The organism is Pseudomonas sp. IT-P12 (genome assembly GCF_949767465.1).
Taxonomy (GTDB): domain Bacteria; phylum Pseudomonadota; class Gammaproteobacteria; order Pseudomonadales; family Pseudomonadaceae; genus Aquipseudomonas.
In genome coordinates this window covers 130,356-146,971 of record NZ_CATKPY010000021.1, presented here as the reverse complement: position 1 = coordinate 146,971, position 16,616 = coordinate 130,356, and the positions used below count along the sequence as shown (strand labels likewise).

The following is a 16,616-nucleotide window of genomic DNA, read 5'->3' as shown; positions in this document are numbered from 1 at the left end:
CGCCGATCCCACACTGTTTCTGGGCCGTCCGCAATCCAGCATCAAGACGCTGTGATCAAACGCTCGCGGCAATCGAGCACCAGCCGAGCGCCGCCCATTTCGCTGTCGCCGACTTCCAACTCGAAGCCGTGCAAGCTGACGATCGCAGCGACAATCGACAACCCTAAACCGAAGCCGCCTTGCGGACTGCTGCCTTCAGCGCGGTAGAAACGCTGGAACACGGCCTCGCGCTCCGTCAGCGGTATGCCGGGGCCGGAATCCTCTACTTCGATTCGCGTATGCCCGTCCTGATTGACCCCACGCAGAATCACCTCGCCACCGGGGGGTGTGAACTTGATCGAGTTGCTCAGCAGGTTCGCCACGGCCTCGAACAACAACGCCCGGTCACCGTTCAACAGCGCCAGGGTGTCGGGTAATTGCAGGCTGAACGTCAGTTCGCCTTCTTCCGCCAGGGGCAGGTAGAAGTCGTGCAGTTCCTGCAACAGCGGCACCGGGTCCAGTTGTACGAACCCGGAGCGCCGCTGCCGGTCTTCCAGTTCGGAAATGCGCAGCAGCCCGCGAAAACGCGCCATCAGGGTGTCGGCCTCCGCCAGTACCGAATCCAGTTGCACTGCTTGCGGCGAACCTTCGCCGGCCTGTTGCTGCATGCGATACAGCTGCGCGCGCAAGCGGGTCAGCGGTGTGCGCAGGTCATGGGCAATGTTGTCGCACACACCCTTGACCTCGTTCATCAAGTGTTCGATGCGCTCGAGCATGACATTGACGATGGCGGCCAGCATGTCCAGTTCGTCACGCCGGTTGGACAGCGGCAGGCGTCGGGTCAGGTCGCCGGCGACGATGGCCTCGGCGCTGGCCTGAATCCCGCGAATACGCCGCAGCGGTCGGCGGCGCAGCAGGTGCCAGCCGGCGATGCCGGGCACGATGGTCAAAGTCACCCCCCAGAACAGCGCGTGCAGGATGATCCGGGTTACGGCGAACAGCGAGCCGTTGTCGCGCACCAGTATCAGCCACCAGCCGTCACGGGTCTGGGTGGCGACCGCGTCGCAGCTGTCCGTGGGCAGGGTCGGGTCGTCGGAGTCGGCGCAGTCGCTGAGCATGTGAATCCTGCCGTCCAGTGGCAGGCCTTCGGGGATGTGGTGCAGGGCGCCGCTGAGGTAGCGATGCTCGGCATCGAACAGGCCGTAGGCGTCGATGCCGCGAATGTCGAAGGTCATGCTGACGGCGAGGGCATCCACCAGTTGCTCGCCGGAAAAGCGCGAGAACAAATGCTGGCGTTGCATCAGCGAGTGTTTGGCCAAGTTGTCCAGGTACGCCGAGACCTCGAAATACATGACCCCCATGAGCACCCCGCTCCAGAGCACGAACAGTGAACTGTAGAGCGCGAGCAGGCGACTGCTGGAAGAGCGCCAGCCCTTAGACGGGTTCGGCAATGACATAACCGGAGCCTCGCACGGTCCGAATCAGTGGGACCTTGCCAGGCGGATCGATTTTCTTGCGCAGGCGGCCGATGTGCACGTCGATCAGGTTGGTGCCGGGGTCGAAGTGGTAGCCCCAGACTTCCTCGAAAATCATCATCCGCGAGAGGATCTGCCCGGTGTTGCGCATCAGGAATTCCAGCAGTTTGTATTCGGTGGGCAACAGGGTCAGCAACTGCCCGTCGCGGCTGGCTTCGTGGCTGATCAGGTTCAGCTCCAGGTCCGCCACGCGCAACGTGGTGGCCTGGGCGGTCACGGTGTTTTGGCGCCGCAGCAGGACCTCGACCCGGGCGGCCATCTCATCGGTGGCGAACGGCTTGGTCAGGTAGTCGTCTCCACCGGCCCGCAAGCCGCGCACGCGTTCGTCGACATCGGAGAGGGCGCTGATCATCAGGATCGGCGTCGCCACGCCCATGGTCCGCAGGGTGGTGACAATCGCCAGGCCATCGAGCTCGGGCAGCATGCGATCGAGGGTGATCAAGTCGTAGTTGCCACTGACGGCGCGCTCCAGGCCCTCGCGGCCATTGTCGACCCAGTCCACCTCGAGGCCGTGGCTACTCAGTTCGGCGACAATTTCCCGAGCGGTCACGGTGTCGTCTTCGATGGTCAAGATGCGGGTCATAGGGCGGACCTGATAGTCAATTCAAGGCAAGTGTGGGGGCATTTTGCCAAGAAATACCGGCGACTTTTTAAATTAACTTTCATGTGGTTCAGGAGACAACCCGGAACATTGATATCGTCTGGCCATAACTGTGACGGGAGTTGGTCTGTGGGCCTATTGATGAGCCGTGGCGGAATGCCGGTTTTCGTGTTGTTGCTGTGTATCTTCTGCACCAATGCCTGGGCAGGCAATACCCCGTGTTCCGGCAGGAAGGGCGGTGTCGATCGTTGCGAGGGTGAGCTGTTCCTGTGCAATGACGGCTCCATCAGCGCCTCGAAGAAGAGTTGTTCGGCGCTTTATGGCGGTCGTAGCGACGCGCGCCCGCAAACCCTGCTGCAAAACGCCGATGGCTGTGCGTGCAGCACGGGCACTTTCTGCACCGGGCCTCGCGGTGGGGTGTACTGCCTGACACCCAGCGGTAACAAGAGCTACAAGCGTAAGTAGGCAATGCATAAAACCCGCTGCGAAGAGCGGTTCCTTGCAAAATGCAAGGTCCTAGGAAATTCAATCTTTGTAAGTTGTTGAAAGTAAAGTATTTATTCAAAGTCGACGACTGGCACGGTGACTGCAATTCCTCTGATGACGAGTTGTAACAACATCTTTCTTGCCTGGAGCGACATAATAATGAATAGATCCCCTGATGGTTTCTATCCTGCCGAAGATGAAGCCAGTTCGCTGTCGGGCGTCTCCTGGGGCGCGATATTCGCCGGGGCCGCTGCCGCGGCGGCGTTGTCGCTGATCCTGGTGCTGCTGGGCGTCGGACTGGGCTTTTCCGCCGTATCCCCCTGGGCCCACGAAGGCGTTAGCGCCAAGGGGCTGGGCATTTCCACCATTATCTGGCTGGCCGTGACGCAAATCCTCGCTTCCGGGCTCGGTGGCTACATCGCCGGCCGCCTGCGGGTGAAGTGGGCCAACATGCACGGCGACGAAGTCTATTTCCGTGATACTGCCCATGGCTTCCTGGCCTGGTGCGTCGCCACGCTGGTGACGGCGACGCTGGTGCTCGGCTCGGTCAGCGGTGTAGTCAGCAGCGGTGTCCAGGCCGGGGCCAGTGTGGCCGGCGGGGCCGCCAGTGTCGCGACGCAAGCGGCCGGCACAGCCGCCGCCAACAGCGACGGCGACCAGTACGGCTATTTCGTCGACAGCCTGTTCCGCGACGATCGCCCGGTCGCCGTCAGTGACGACGCCGCCCGCGGCACCGTGACCCGCATCTTCGTGCGCTCGCTGAGCAACGACGGACAACTGTCTGCCGAAGACCGTACCTACCTGGCTCAACTGGTGGCCCAGCGCACCAACCTGACGCAGGCCGATGCCGAGCGTCGGGTCGATGAAGTCTATGCCCGCACCCAGAAAGCCGTGGCCGACGCCAAGCTGGCCGCGCAACAGGCTGCCGATACGGCCGCCAAAGTCGCTGCCTGGACATCGTTGTGGATGTTCATCGCACTGCTGATCGGTGCATTTTTCGCCAGCCTCGCCGCTACCTTCGGCGGTCGTCGTCGGGATGCCGTGGTGTACCTGGAAACCGACACTTATGTCACCACCGCCCCTGTTCGCTAACCCGGGAGAATCCTCATGCGCTCATTACTGCTGTTCTTTCTTGGTGTACCGATCCCGATCATCATCCTGATCGCCCTGTTCATGCACTGACCCCTCGAGGCTAATGCCTGCGCCGTTCCTGCTCTGTCAGGAGCGGCGTTTTCGTTCAGGGCAGGGTGAATGGCCAGGGGCTCAGCAAATGCAGGATCTGGCCGATAACCCTTGCTGCCAAGGCCGTTTGTCTTCTATATACCGCCACGGCGTTGAATTTCTTGCTATAAACGCACTCCGATAGCCGGCGCAAAGACTGACGCAGCGCACTTTCAAGGCTTTGTCGGACAGATTCGTGGTCTTTTCTGTTGCTGAGGCCTCAAGTCGGCCTTAGACTGCCGCCCCTCGTAAATTGAGTGCCGGGTGGCGCTTGGAATGAATGGCGCCGTTGCGATGGCCAGAAATGGTCGCCGGAACGCTCCCTGATTCGCCTTAATGCACGTTTTTTTATAGAGATATCAATGACAAAGGACAAGTTGCTGGCGATGCCGGCGGATGACTACATGAATGCCGAGCAACATGCTTTTTTCGCTGAGCTGTTGCAGAACATGAAAGTCGAAACCCATGAGCGCATCGAGCAGAACCGCATCGCCATCGAGAGCCTGGATTCTCCGGCCGATCCGGCTGACGCGGCTTCCGTTGAAGAAGAGCGTACCTGGCTGGTGAACGCGATCGATCGCGACCAGCGCATGCTGCCTCAGTTGGAACAGGCTCTGGAACGCATCAAAGAAGACAGCTTCGGCTGGTGCGACGACAGCGGCGAGGCCATTGGCCTGAAGCGCCTGCTGATCAGTCCGACCACCAAATACTGCATCGAAGCCCAAGAGCGTCACGAACAGATCGACAAGCACCAGCGTCAGGCCTGATTTCGTAGCGCCACGCATCGCGGGGCAGTCCCACTCCTGAAGGAGCAAGGCTGGCCCGCGATGCTTTTTTTCGTCTGCGAAAAGCCCCGGGGGTTTCTATTTGATCGGCTGCAGCGACCACGACTAAGGGACCATGGCTAATGGCCTTGTAGTGGCGTTTAATGCAGGCACAACAATTAGAAGTGTGGGTGACGAAGATGACGCGCGACGGATCTCTGGTCGGGGCAGGGCAGGCGCCCGCCTTGTTGCCGAAAAACCTCTGGCTGACGCCGACCCTGCAGAGCATCGCCCTGATGCTGTTGATGTGCGGCATGGCGCTGGGCGGATGGTCGCTTTACCTTGTCTTGCCGATGGCGGTGCTGGTGGTGTGGCTGCCTCGCCTGCGTTCCCGCGCCGTCCCTGCGGCCGCGCCGGTCGACCAGGCCAACGCGATGGCTGAACTGACTCGCGACCTTTCCTACACCACCAGCCATAACGCACTGTCAGCCGCCGGTGTGGCTTATTCGGTCAGGCAACTGGCGGACAAACTGCAATCACAACTCGGGTCTGCGGCACAGATTGTCAGCAATGCCGAGGTGATGATCGCCACCGAACAAGCCACTTCGACCCTCAGTCGAGCCGCCCTCAACGCTGCGAGCGAGGCTCATCAGAGCAGTGCCGCCGGGCGCACCGAGCTGATCGAGTCGATCAGCCGCATGCATCAGCTCAGTCAACGCGCCAACAGCAGCCGTGAGCTGATCGAGGCGTTGAGCCTGCGCAGCGGCGACATCCAGCGCGTTACGCTGGTGATCCAGTCCATCGCCAGCCAGACCAACCTGCTGGCCCTGAACGCCGCCATCGAAGCGGCACGCGCCGGTGAACACGGGCGCGGGTTTGCGGTGGTGGCCGATGAGGTTCGTGGTCTGGCGGCGCGCACGGCAACCGCCACCGGTGAAGTCGGCGAGATGGTGGCCGATATCCAGCAACGCACCGCGCAGGTGGTGGAGCAGATCCGCCAGTTGTCCAGCGACCTGGACACCGGTGTCGAACAGGTCGAGCACACCGGGCAGCACCTGGAGAACATCGCCCGCCTGGCGGCCGGCGTCGAAAGCCAGGTCGGCGATATCGCCAGGGGCGCGGAAACCAACCGTGAACAACTCGACAGCCTGTTCCACGCCATCGAGCAAATGCGCAGCGACCTGGCGGTCAGTGATCAACAGACCCAGCGCCTGGCGCAAGCCGCCGTCCAGATGGAGGGGCAGGCCGAAACCATCAGCGAGCGCCTGTCCGAAGTCGGGCTCGATGATTACCACCAGCGGATCTATGACCTGGCCCGCGAAGGCGCGAGTCAGATCGCGGCGCGATTTGAAGCCGACATCGACGCTGGCCGCATCAGCCTCGAGGATTTGTTCGACCGCAACTATCAGACCATTCCCAACACCAGCCCGGTCAAGTACCAGACGCGTTTCGACCACTACACCGACCAAGTGTTGCCGGCGATCCAGGAGCCTTTACTGCCGCGCCATGAAGGCCTGGTGTTTGCGATTGCCTGCACGCAGCAAGGTTATGTGCCGACGCATAACAAGGTGTTCAGTCAGCCGCTCACAGGCGATGCCCAGGTCGACACCCTGCAGAACCGGACCAAACGCAAGTTTGCCGATCGCACCGGGATTCGTTGTGGCAGCCATCAGCAGGCCGTGCTGTTGCAGACCTACACGCGCGATACCGGGGAGTTGATGCACGATCTGTCGGTGCCGGTCATGGTCAAGGGCCGGCATTGGGGCGGGTTGCGGTTGGGGTACAAGCCCGAGGCGCCGCGTTGAGCGGCGGAGCCTGAGCGAACGAGCCCACTGGCGATGGTTGCCAACGATGACGCGGGCTGTCTGGACGCCTGCGTTGTCCGGACGTTGATCGCGAGCAGGCTCGCTCCCACAGGAGAACGCTGATTTTGCTCCTGCGGATCAGTGAACCTGATGCATGCGCAGGTTCAAATCATCGACCACCCGCGCCCAGTCGGCGTCTTCGCGCAGTTGTTCCTTGAGAAAGGCAGCTTGCTGCGGGGTCCAGAAATCGGCATCGATGAGTTTTCTGTCGTCGGGCAGCGGAGAATGGCTGGCGATGAAGTCATCGATGGCGCTTTCGCTGGAGTCCAGGCCGAGTTGGTCGAACAAGCCTTCGAGGTCATGTGTCGGTGAGTCCATGTTCTTCTCCTGGTGGGTGGTGCGGGTGCAAGACCGTCGGTGCGACGCATTGCATCTGAGGCGTGTGTGCCTCAGGAGTTCGATCAGAATGCGCGGAGCCGGTGCGAGCATCGACGGTGAATGGGGCGCTCAGGACTTCAATGCGCCCTGATCCACGGCGAGTTTCAGGGCCTTTGCCGCTTCCCGGGCGGCAACGGCGGCGAGCTCCGAGGTTTTGAACCAGCGATCTTTCTCGACCTGATGGCAGGTCACGGCCGTCAGTGGCGGTTTGGCGCGCATGATAATGACGGCCTGGAACTCACCCTCGACTTCCCGGGCTTCACCCCGGATAAAAAATTCACCGATATCAAATTCCGTCACGTAATAGCCTTTCCCTTGGACACTGCAGGTTGAGTGGAACGCCGTCCGACTGGGAACGGGTTTTGCGGGTCAGGCAGTATGGCAGCAGTTACCGGCCGACGGCTGACTTAAGTCGTCGGCACGGCGAAACATCTGCAGCGAAGAGGGGTCATACCGTTCGTCCGCGCAACTCGAGTGCTCGGGCCAGGGCGCAGGCTTCATTGTGATTGCTGCGGAAACCTCTGACGTGGCCCGTGGATATTTCCTTGATGTGGAAGAATGCATTCCCGGCCAATACCACCTGAAAACGTAGCAGGTCCGGTGCTTCGGCGGGAAAACGGGGGGACGCGAACAGTGTCGAATGCAGGTTGGATGGGGGGCAAGTAGGGGGTACGAAGTGTGTCAGGGTGCACATATGAAGTCCTTTTCATGGTTTTGCCGACGTGTGTACGGCGTTTTGGCTGGTCTCGGTGAGCATCGCTGCTCTAGAATCACTGCCAGGGTTGGCGCTTGACGGTTATCTAAAGCAATTTTTTGCGAGGGATATGTCGGAAAAATGCTTTTTTTGCAGCGTTTTTTCCCTAAGGTTGGTAGTCCTGTTTTTCTGGCGATCAGAAGGGCGATTTCCTTCATCTTCTGACGAATACCAGGCAGGACGGTGCGAGTCTCATTCCATTAGTCTTCTCACGTCTTGCGATGGATGAGCCCTGTGCTCGTTTCCGGATTGACCCCGGCCACTTTGGTACAACTTTGGCATTGCCGCTTATTTCTGCTGTGCGCGGTCTGGTTGTGCGCAGCATCATTTTCAAATGTGGGGATGTTTCCTTGGCAGTAAGTAATCTCGATATGCATGCTTTGTTCGTGCTGGGTGATCTGCGCGCAAAGTTGGTTAAACAGTTCCAGTCACGTTTTGTCTATGTCACCGAGCAAAACGCCGAAGGCATCTACATTGCCGAACTCGATACCGAGTCCGCGCTGGTGGTGGATGACAAGCCGGGCCTGAAGCTCAAGGTCGGCGATCATTTCAGTGCTTCGGTGCTGCCCAGCCGTGAAGGCGGCAAGCTGGAGATCAGGTTCCGCGACATCAAGCTGACCGTCTATGGCATCGGCGATTACGCCTACGTCAGCACGACCGACGGGCAGGGCATCGTGTTCAAGGAAGGGCACAGCGCGGTGACGGTGTTCGCCGCGCACCAACAGCTGCAGGAAGGCCTGACCAAAACGCTCAAGGCCGTGACGGCCAAGGCCGCCAAGTGGCGCAAGGGCGAACTGGTGACCTTCAAGGCCAGCGAGTGATGACCCCGGGCCGCGCCGAGTTTCACCAACAGCACCAGGCCAGCGCCCAGGTCGAGGCGTGTCGTCTGTTCGAACAGAAGGCCGTGTTGAAAGGCGCCTGGCTGGGCTGGGTGGCGTCGCAGATCTATGCCTTGCGTCCGGCGGAGTACGCCAGCATGGTCAGGAGAGCGTTGGCGCGTTTGCAGGAAACTTCCGAAAATTAACCCGTCCCCCTCGAAAGCAGGAACCTCTACTACAGTCAGTTGACTGAGTATTTTGAGGCTTGCGGTCTTCTGCCAGGCCATCCTGCTATTGCTGTGAACAGCACGAGGTGCAAAAGCATGAACGGATTTCGACGGTTGCTGGCCACTGTCCTGGTCGCTTTCGGCCTGGGTTCGCCCCTTCCGGTTCTCGCCGCACAGGCGCCGATCCACTTCGCTGACCTGAACTGGGAGAGCGGCAGCCTGATCACCGATATCCTGCGGATCATCGTCGAGAAGGGCTACGGGCTGCCGACCGATACCTTGCCCGGCACCACCATCACCCTGGAAACCGCACTGGCCAATAACGACATTCAGGTCATTGGCGAGGAATGGGCCGGTCGCAGCCCGGTGTGGGTCAAGGCCGAGGCCGAAGGTAAGGTGGTCAGCCTCGGCGACACGGTCAAGGGCGCCACCGAAGGCTGGTGGGTGCCGGAGTACGTGATCAAGGGCGATCCGGCGAAGGGCATCAAGCCAATGGCACCGGACCTGCGCAGCGTCAGCGACCTGCCGAAATACAAGGGCGTATTCAGCGACCCGGAATCCCCGGGCAAGGGACGCTTCCTCAACAGTCCGATCGGCTGGACGTCAGAGGTGGTGAACAAGCAGAAGCTCAAGGCGTATGGCCTGGACGACAGCTATGTGAACTTCCGCAGTGGCTCGGGGGCGGCGCTGGACGCCGAGATCAGTTCGTCGATCCGTCGCGGCAAGCCCGTCCTGTTCTATTACTGGTCGCCGACGCCATTGCTCGGACGCTTCAAGCTGATCCAGCTGGAAGAGCCGCCGTTCGACGCCGAGGCCTGGAAGACCCTGACTGACGCCGATAACCCTGACCCCAAGCCGACCCGCTCACTGGCCTCGAAGCTGTCCATCGGCGTGTCCACACCCTTCCAGAAACAGTACCCGCAGATTGCCGAGTTCTTCAGCAAGGTCGATTTCCCCATCGATCCGCTGAACAAGGCCCTGGCTGACATGAGCGAAAAACACACCCCGCCACGGCAGGCGGCGGAGGCGTTCATGAAGGCGCATCCCGACGTGTGGCAGGCGTGGGTGCCCAAGGATGTGGCGGACAAGGTGACGGCCGAGATGAAGTGATGCGTTGAAGCGCAGGCAGCCATCGCGGGCGGGCTCGCCCCCACATCGGTATGAGACCCGTTGTGGGGGCGAGCCCGCCCGCGATGCTTTTACTGTGCTCCTGTCAGGTCAAGCACTTGCTCCGCCGACCGGTCGTGCACGCCAGGAAATGCCGACTAGGATGATTCTGTCCAAATCCCTTTCAAGGATCTTCAACCATGACCTTTGCGTTGGCTCAATGGCTGGTGACGATATTGGCAGTGATCAGTTTGGTACACGTTTATTGGGGCCTGGGTGGCGAGTGGGCGATGCTGGCTGCCATCCCGCAGGTGCCGGTGGAGGGCAGTGTGCGGTTGCGGCCGGCTTTCAAGCCGCGAGGCTGGATGACCCTGCTGGTGGCCGCAGCCTTGCTGGTGATCGCCTTGCTGGTGTGTCTGCGGGTCGGCTGGTGGGTCCCGGCGGTCCCGCATCAATCATTGCAGTGGGTGATCAGCGCCATTGCCATCCTGATGTTTGCCCGGGCGATTGGCGATTCCGAACTGGTGGGGTTTTTCAAGCAGATCAAGGATTCGAAATTTGCCCGGCTCGACACCTGGGTGTATTCGCCGTTGTGCGTGGGGTTGGGGTCGGGATTGTTGGCGGTCGCCTGGATCTGAGGTCACGTGGCTGTCGATATCGCGAGCGGGTCGAATCGTCTCGGCGTCGCTCCCGCAGGCTTCATTTCACACTCAAGGCCCAGGCAGGAGCGAGCTTGCCCGCGATGCAAATCCGCGGATTCAACCCCCAGTCTCAGTCCGCCGACTGCTGACTTCGGCCGGCACATCATCCCCGGCCATGCGCTTGCGAAACAACGCGGCGCGCGCCAACAGCAAAGTGGTCACCGGCACGGTGATCGCCAGCAGGATCGGAATCAGCCAGGCATGCAGCACCGGCCCGGACTTGAGCGCCGAAAAGTAGATGATCGACGCCAGCGCCACGCACCATGCGCCCAGTGTCGAGGCCAGGGCCGGTGGGTGCATGCGCTGGAAGTAATCCTTCATCCGCGCCAGTCCGAGCGCACCGATCAAGGCAAACACACTGCTGAGCACCAGCAGGATCGCCACCGGGATTTCCACCCACAAAGACAGTTCCGCGTTCATTCGATCACCTCGCCACGCAGGAGGAATTTCGCCAGGGCAAACGAGCCGACGAAGCCGAACAGGGCAATCAGCAGCGCCGCTTCGAAGTAGGTGTCACTGGCATAGCGGATGCCCAGGGTGAGCATCATCAGCATGGCGAGGATATACAGGTAATCCAGCGCCAGCACCCGGTCCTGGGCCGAGGGTCCCTTGAACAACCGGGTCAGCGTCAGCACCATCGCCAGGGAAAAAATGAACAGGCTCAGCAGAATCGCATTCGACAGCAGGGGACTCATTCGAAGATCTCCATCAAGGGCTGCTCGTAGGTCGCCTTGAAATGCTCGATAAACTGCGCTTCGTCATCCAGGTCGAAGACGTGCAGCAGCAGGATGCTGCGATCCAGCGCCAGTTCCGACCAGACGGTGCCGGGGACCACGGTGCAGATCATCGCCAACGCCGCTAGGCCGTTGGCGTCGCGCAGGTCCAGCGGCACCTTGACGAATTGCGAGCGCGGCGCCCGTCGGCCGGCATTCAGCACGCCCCAGGCCACGGCGAGGTTGGAGGCCAGCACGTCACGGCCGACGATCAGGAACAACCGCACAAGCACCACAGGGCGCCGGATACGGATCGGCAGGGGCCGCAACTTGCGCATCATCAAGGGTGCGCAGAACCCCAGCGCCGCACCCAGCAACAGATTGCCGGGGCTGATCGACAGGTTCAGCACCAACCACAACAGCCACAAAGCCAACGACAGCCAAGGGGCCGGGAACAATCGCTTCATGGCTGCACCTCCGCAACGGCAGACCGGGCTTCCGGGCTCGGGACGGCGCGGGTGCCGAGCACCGCCATCACGTATTGCTGCGGGTTGTTCAGGGCCTGGGCGGCGGCCTGGGTGTAGCGGATCAGCGGTTCAGCCTTGAACGTCAGGGCAATGCTCAAGCCCAGCAACACGATGATCGGGATGCATTCGAACCGGCGCAGCAGGGGCGAGGGCCGTTCTTCAGGCGTCCAGAAGCGCTGCACGCCCAGGCGCGAAAAGGCGATCAGTGACGCCAGCCCGGAAAGAATCAGCAACGCCAGCAACCCCCATGCGGCGTTCGACACCGGGGCATCGGTGCCCTGGCCCAGACCCAGCGGGTTGAGCAGGGCGCTGAGCAGCCCCAGTTTGCCGATGAACCCGGACAGCGGCGGCATGCCGATGATCAGCAGAGCGCAAGCAATGAAACTCAGGCCGAGGAATGCCATGGTCCAGGGAATCACCTGGCCGACCACGGCTTTCTGTTCGTCGTCGAGGTTGATGCCTTTGGGCGGTTGCAGGGACTCCAGCGGCCGCGCAATCAGGTCGCCGTCGTCCTCCAGCGGCATTTCATTGGCCGAACGCGAGCGCTCGATCAACTCCGCCAGCAGGAACAACGCGCTCAGCGCCAGGGTCGAGCTGACCAGGTAGAACAGCGCGGCGGCAATCAGGTTCGGCTGGGCAAATCCGATGGCCGACAGCAGGATGCCCGCCGACACCAGGATGCTCAGGCTGGCCATGCGCTCCAGGCGTTGCGCGGCGATGATCGCCACGGCGGCGCAGGCGATGCTCGCCAGGCCGCCGTAGATCAGCCAGTCGCCGCCAAAGTACGCGGACGCGCCGGCCTGGCCGGAAAACAGCAGGGTCCACAGGCGCAGCAGGGTATAGACGCCGACTTTGGTCATGATCGCGAACATCGCGGCCACCGGCGCGCTGGCGGCGGAATAGGCCGGCACCAGCCAGAAATTCAGCGGCCACATGCCGGCCTTGGCCAGGAACGCTACGGCCAGGATCGCTGCGCCGGCGTGCAGCAGGCCGCGATCGGCTTCTTCCACCAGCGGAATCTTCAGCGCCAGGTCGGCCATGTTCAGGGTGCCGGTGACGCCGTAGATCAGCGCCGCGCCAATCAGGAACAGCGACGAGGCCAGCAGGTTGATCGAGATGTAATGCAGCCCCGAGGACACCCGCGCCCGGCCCGAACCGTGGAGCAACAGGCCATACGACGCGGCCAGCAGTACCTCGAAAAACACGAACAGGTTGAACAGGTCCGCGGTCAGGAACGCGCCATACAGGCCCATCAACTGGATCTGGAACAGCGCATGGAAACTCGAGCCGGCACGGTCCCAGCGGGCCAGGGCGAACACCAGGGCGCTGACGCCGATGATCCCGGTCAGCACCAGCATCAGCGCCGACAAGCGATCGACCACCAGCACGATGCCGAACGGCGCTTGCCAGTTGCCCGGCAGGTACACACCGATGGAACCGGGCACGCCAGTGGTTTGCGTCCATTGCAGCAGCAACAGCGAAATGCCCAGGCCGAGCAGGCTGGAGAGCACATTGATTTTGGCCTTCAGCGGCCGGTGTTTCTCCCCCAGCATCAGCATGACCGCGGCGGTCAGCAGCGGCAGCAGGATCGGTGCGGCGATCAGGTGCGTCATCACATTCATTCTTTAGGCTCCCGGCCATCCACATGGTCGGTGCCGGTCAGGCCACGCGATGCCAGCAGCACCACGAGAAACAGCGCGGTCATGGCGAAGCTGATGACGATCGCGGTCAGCACCAGTGCCTGGGGCAGCGGGTCGGTGTAGTGCAACAGGTCCTGGGGCACGCCGTCCTTGATGATCGGCTCCTTGCCGATGAACAGGCTGCCCATGCTGAAGATGAACAGGTTGACCCCGTACGACAGCAGGCATAGGCCCATGACCACCTGGAACGTCCGTGGTCGCAGGATCAGCCAGACGCCGGACGCGGCCAGGACGCCGATGGCGATTGCGATGACTTCTTCCATCAGACGGCTCCTTTCGTGGCGACGGATTTGGGCAGGGCTGCGGTTTTGTGAGCGCGAACCGATTGGTGGGCGAGGGCGGTGAGGATCAACAGGGTCGAGCCGACCACCACCGAGTACACGCCGATGTCGAAGAACAACGCGCTGGCCAGGTGCAGGTCGCCCAGCAGCGGCAGTTCGAAATGCCAGGTGTGGGTGGTCAGGAACGGGTAACCGACCGCCATCGCACCCAGGCCGGTGACCGTGGCGAACAGCAGGCCCGTGCCCATCCAGCGCAGCGGTCGCAGGCTCATTTGCGCCTCGACCCACTGCGTGCCGGCCACCATGTATTGCAGGATGAATGCCACCGACATCACCAGCCCGGCGACAAAACCGCCGCCCGGCTGGTTGTGGCCGCGCATGAACAGGTAGATCGACACCACGAATGCAATCGGCAGCAGCAGGCGCACCAGCACCGCCGGCACCATCATGAAACCGAGCGCGGTGTCGCTGGCCTGGCGCGGGTTGACCAGGTCGGTGGCGACGTCGGGCGCCAGCAGGCGTTGCTGGGCGGGCAGTTGCAGGCTTTCCTTGGGAGGGCGGAAGCGGCGCAGCAGGGCGAATACGGTCAGCGCCACGGCCACCAGCACGGTGATTTCGCCCAGGGTGTCGAAGCCCCGGAAGTCCACCAGCATCACGTTGACCACATTGCTGCCGCCGCCCTCGGGCAAGGCGCGGCTCAAGTAGAACGAGGAAATGTCGTTGGGCGTCTGGCGCGTCAGCATGGCGTAGGACAGCAGCGCCATACCCCCACCCACGGCAACCGACAGCAGCAAGTCGCGCAGGCGACGGATGCGCGCCTTGCGCAGGCTGCTCGGCAGCGGCGAAACCTCTTCGATCCGCCGTGGCAGCCAGCGCAGGCCCAGGAGGATCAGCACCGTGGTCACCACTTCGACCACCAGTTGCGTCAGCGCCAGGTCCGGCGCCGAGAACCAGACGAAAGTGATGCAGGTCATCAGGCCGCACACGCTGACCATGGTCAGGGCTGCGAGGCGGTGATACTTGGCCTGCCACGCCGCGCCGAGGGCGCAGGCGATCGCCAGCAACCACAGGGTCACGAACACGATCGAACCCGGAATCTTCGGTCGGTCGCCCCAGCTCAGCTGGCTGTGCAGCATCGGGATCAGCCCGGCCAGCACGGCGGCAAGCACCATCAGGAACAACTGGCTTTGCAGGCGCTTGGTGCTGATGCGCCGCTCGAGGCGACGGGCCAGGCGCATCATGATCACCAGGCTGCGCTCGAACAGGCGCTTGCCATTGAACAGGCCAATGATCGGCGGGTACTTGAAGCGTCCGCGCTTGAGCTGATTGCGCAGCAGCAGGTACAGCACGATGCCGCCGGACATGGCGATCAGGCTCATGATCATCGGCGCATTCCAGCCGTGCCAGATCGCCAGGCTGTACTCGGGCAGGGTGCCGCCGACGACGGGCACGGCGGCGGCCGCCAGCAACGGGCCGACCACTTGTGCGGGGAAAATGCCCACGATCAGACAGGCGAACACCAGCAACTCCACCGGCGCACGCATCCAGCGCGGCGGTTCGTGGGGCACATGCGGCAGGTCGGTGGCAGTCGGACCGAAGAACACATCAACGGTGAAGCGCAGTGCATAGGCGACGCTGAAGGTGCCGGCAATGGTCGCGACGATTGGCAGGGTGATCTCGACCCAGGCGGTCGCGTTGATGAACACCGTTTCGGCGAAGAACATCTCTTTCGACAGGAAGCCGTTGAGCAACGGTACGCCCGCCATCGAAGCGCTGGCGACCATGGCCAGGGTTGCCGTGAACGGGATCAGCTTGATCAGGCCGCTGAGCTTGCGGATGTCGCGGGTGCCGCTTTCATGGTCGATGATGCCGGCGGCCATGAACAGCGAGGCCTTGAACGTGGCGTGGTTGAATATGTGGAACACCGCGGCCACGGCCGCCAGCGGGCTGTTCAGGCCGAGCAACAGGGTGATCAGGCCCAGGTGGCTGATGGTCGAGTAGGCCAGCAGGCCCTTGAGGTCGTTCTGGAACATCGCGCAGTACGCGCCGAGCAACAGGGTGCAGGCGCCGGCGCCGCTGACGATGTAGAACCATTCTTCACTGCCGGACAACGATGGCCACAGCCGCGCCAGGAGAAATACCCCGGCCTTGACCATGGTCGCCGAGTGCAGATAGGCCGAGACGGGAGTCGGTGCCGCCATCGCGTGGGGCAGCCAGAAATGGAAGGGGAACTGCGCGCTCTTGCTCAGGGCGCCAATCAGGATCAGGGGTAGCAGGATAGGGTAGAGGGCATGTGCGCGAATCAGATCGCCGGCGGCCAGGACCTTGTCCAGGTCATAGCTGCCCACCACATGGCCGAGCAGCATGACCCCCGCCAGCAGGCACAATCCGCCCGCACCGGTGACCATCAACGCCATGTAGGCGCCGCGTCGGGCGTCGGCGCGGTGGTGCCAGTAACCGATCAACAGGAACGAGAAGAGGCTGGTCAGTTCCCAGAAAAACACGATCTGGATCAGGTTGCCGGAAATCACCAGGCCGAGCATGGCGCCCATGAACGCCAGGAAAAACGCGAAGAAACGTGGCACCGGGTCGTCGGGCGACATGTAGTAGCGGGCGTACAGCGATACCAGGGTGCCGATGCCCAGCACCAGTACCGAAAACAGCCAGGCGAACCCGTCCATGCGCAGGACGAAGTTCAAGCCGAGGCTGGGCAACCAGAAAAATTCCTCGCGAATGACTCCGCCATCGGCGATCTGCGGGTAGAGGAGCGCGACCTGGATCGTGCCGATGAGGGCAACCAGGCCTGCCAGCAACGATTCGCTGTTGCGCGCGTTGTGCGGCAGGACGGCTGCCAGACAACTGCCGACAAAGGGCAGAAGCAGTAGAACTATCAGGGACATAGGCTTCTAATCTGCGGAGATTTGTGAAGCATCATACGTGCCAGTTCCCGGATCACCAA

At 62.1% G+C, this 16,616-nt stretch carries 19 protein-coding genes; 8 read left to right on the top strand and 11 right to left on the bottom strand.

From position 1 onward, the window contains the following. Nucleotides 1-41 precede the first annotated feature (41 nt). Both ACM6IM_RS09630 and ACM6IM_RS09625 read right to left on the bottom strand, forming a co-directional pair. Nucleotides 42-1,436, bottom strand: a complete 1,395-nt coding sequence (locus ACM6IM_RS09630; protein ID WP_414864980.1) for a sensor histidine kinase — start codon at nucleotides 1,434-1,436, stop codon at nucleotides 42-44. Further along, a complete protein-coding gene (locus ACM6IM_RS09625; RefSeq protein WP_192308328.1) occupies nucleotides 1,414-2,097 on the bottom strand; it encodes a response regulator transcription factor in 684 nt (227 codons plus the stop codon). Before ACM6IM_RS09625 ends, ACM6IM_RS09630 begins: the two co-directional genes overlap by 23 nt. Nucleotides 2,098-2,256: 159 nt before the next feature. On the opposite strand from ACM6IM_RS09625, the gene ACM6IM_RS09620 reads away from it, so the two are divergent. The 4 genes from ACM6IM_RS09620 (at nucleotide 2,257) to ACM6IM_RS09605 (ending at nucleotide 6,391) form a co-directional block, all read left to right on the top strand. Further along, complete coding sequence (locus ACM6IM_RS09620; RefSeq protein WP_414865483.1) at nucleotides 2,257-2,580, top strand: hypothetical protein; 324 nt, start codon at nucleotides 2,257-2,259, stop codon at nucleotides 2,578-2,580. Nucleotides 2,581-2,760: 180 nt separating this feature from the next. Continuing rightward, complete coding sequence (locus ACM6IM_RS09615; RefSeq protein ID WP_201188900.1) at nucleotides 2,761-3,693, top strand: hypothetical protein; 933 nt, start codon at nucleotides 2,761-2,763, stop codon at nucleotides 3,691-3,693. 491 nt (nucleotides 3,694-4,184) lie between these two features. Beyond that, nucleotides 4,185-4,589 carry a TraR/DksA family transcriptional regulator gene (locus tag ACM6IM_RS09610; RefSeq protein ID WP_192308330.1) on the top strand — a complete coding sequence of 135 codons (405 nt, stop codon included), beginning with the start codon at nucleotides 4,185-4,187 and terminating at the stop codon, nucleotides 4,587-4,589. A 161-nt stretch (nucleotides 4,590-4,750) separates the two neighbouring features. Further along, complete coding sequence (locus ACM6IM_RS09605) at nucleotides 4,751-6,391, top strand: methyl-accepting chemotaxis protein (protein ID WP_414864979.1); 1,641 nt, start codon at nucleotides 4,751-4,753, stop codon at nucleotides 6,389-6,391. Nucleotides 6,392-6,529: 138 nt separating this feature from the next. Here ACM6IM_RS09605 and ACM6IM_RS09600 read toward each other — a convergent pair whose 3' ends face one another. The 3 genes from ACM6IM_RS09600 to ACM6IM_RS09590 form a co-directional block, all read right to left on the bottom strand. Next, nucleotides 6,530-6,769: a DUF2789 domain-containing protein gene (locus ACM6IM_RS09600; RefSeq protein WP_192308332.1), complete on the bottom strand. Its 240-nt coding sequence runs from the start codon at nucleotides 6,767-6,769 to the stop codon at nucleotides 6,530-6,532. A 129-nt stretch (nucleotides 6,770-6,898) separates the two neighbouring features. Then, nucleotides 6,899-7,129, bottom strand: a complete 231-nt coding sequence (locus ACM6IM_RS09595) for a hypothetical protein (protein WP_414864978.1) — start codon at nucleotides 7,127-7,129, stop codon at nucleotides 6,899-6,901. Nucleotides 7,130-7,277: 148 nt separating this feature from the next. Then, the gene (locus ACM6IM_RS09590; RefSeq protein ID WP_242525396.1) at nucleotides 7,278-7,523 is read right to left on the bottom strand and encodes a hypothetical protein; all 246 of its coding nucleotides are present in this window, start codon (nucleotides 7,521-7,523) and stop codon (nucleotides 7,278-7,280) included. A 410-nt stretch (nucleotides 7,524-7,933) separates the two neighbouring features. Between ACM6IM_RS09590 and ACM6IM_RS09585 the strand changes: the two genes are divergently transcribed. The 4 genes from ACM6IM_RS09585 to ACM6IM_RS09570 all read left to right on the top strand — a co-directional run bounded on the left by ACM6IM_RS09585 (nucleotide 7,934) and on the right by ACM6IM_RS09570 (nucleotide 10,373). Then, nucleotides 7,934-8,404, top strand: coding sequence for a hypothetical protein (locus ACM6IM_RS09585; RefSeq protein ID WP_414864977.1), 471 nt, complete (start codon nucleotides 7,934-7,936; stop codon nucleotides 8,402-8,404). Beyond that, on the top strand, nucleotides 8,404-8,607 hold the full coding sequence (locus tag ACM6IM_RS09580) for a hypothetical protein (RefSeq protein WP_414864976.1): 204 nt from the start codon (nucleotides 8,404-8,406) through the stop codon (nucleotides 8,605-8,607). Before ACM6IM_RS09585 ends, ACM6IM_RS09580 begins: the two co-directional genes overlap by 1 nt. 117 nt (nucleotides 8,608-8,724) lie before the next feature. Then, nucleotides 8,725-9,738 carry an ABC transporter substrate-binding protein gene (locus ACM6IM_RS09575; RefSeq protein WP_414864975.1) on the top strand — a complete coding sequence of 338 codons (1,014 nt, stop codon included), beginning with the start codon at nucleotides 8,725-8,727 and terminating at the stop codon, nucleotides 9,736-9,738. Between the two features lie 197 nt (nucleotides 9,739-9,935). Beyond that, nucleotides 9,936-10,373, top strand: coding sequence for a DUF3995 domain-containing protein (locus tag ACM6IM_RS09570; RefSeq protein ID WP_414864974.1), 438 nt, complete (start codon nucleotides 9,936-9,938; stop codon nucleotides 10,371-10,373). A gap of 120 nt (nucleotides 10,374-10,493) precedes the next feature. Here the strand turns inward: ACM6IM_RS09570 and ACM6IM_RS09565 are convergent, their stop codons facing one another. From ACM6IM_RS09565 to ACM6IM_RS09540, 6 genes are read right to left on the bottom strand one after another with little or no spacing between them, the layout of a single operon-like run. Beyond that, complete coding sequence (locus ACM6IM_RS09565) at nucleotides 10,494-10,856, bottom strand: Na+/H+ antiporter subunit G (RefSeq protein WP_192308338.1); 363 nt, start codon at nucleotides 10,854-10,856, stop codon at nucleotides 10,494-10,496. Next, a complete protein-coding gene (locus tag ACM6IM_RS09560; RefSeq protein ID WP_192308339.1) occupies nucleotides 10,853-11,131 on the bottom strand; it encodes a K+/H+ antiporter subunit F in 279 nt (92 codons plus the stop codon). The genes ACM6IM_RS09565 and ACM6IM_RS09560 overlap by 4 nt, the downstream gene beginning before the upstream one ends. Beyond that, nucleotides 11,128-11,616, bottom strand: coding sequence for a Na+/H+ antiporter subunit E (locus ACM6IM_RS09555; protein WP_414864973.1), 489 nt, complete (start codon nucleotides 11,614-11,616; stop codon nucleotides 11,128-11,130). Before ACM6IM_RS09555 ends, ACM6IM_RS09560 begins: the two co-directional genes overlap by 4 nt. Next, complete coding sequence (locus ACM6IM_RS09550; protein ID WP_414864972.1) at nucleotides 11,613-13,298, bottom strand: monovalent cation/H+ antiporter subunit D; 1,686 nt, start codon at nucleotides 13,296-13,298, stop codon at nucleotides 11,613-11,615. Before ACM6IM_RS09550 ends, ACM6IM_RS09555 begins: the two co-directional genes overlap by 4 nt. Beyond that, complete coding sequence (locus tag ACM6IM_RS09545) at nucleotides 13,295-13,639, bottom strand: Na+/H+ antiporter subunit C (protein WP_007986256.1); 345 nt, start codon at nucleotides 13,637-13,639, stop codon at nucleotides 13,295-13,297. The genes ACM6IM_RS09550 and ACM6IM_RS09545 overlap by 4 nt, the downstream gene beginning before the upstream one ends. Further along, complete coding sequence (locus ACM6IM_RS09540) at nucleotides 13,639-16,557, bottom strand: monovalent cation/H+ antiporter subunit A (RefSeq protein WP_414864971.1); 2,919 nt, start codon at nucleotides 16,555-16,557, stop codon at nucleotides 13,639-13,641. Before ACM6IM_RS09540 ends, ACM6IM_RS09545 begins: the two co-directional genes overlap by 1 nt. Between the last annotated feature and the right edge of the window lie 59 nt (nucleotides 16,558-16,616).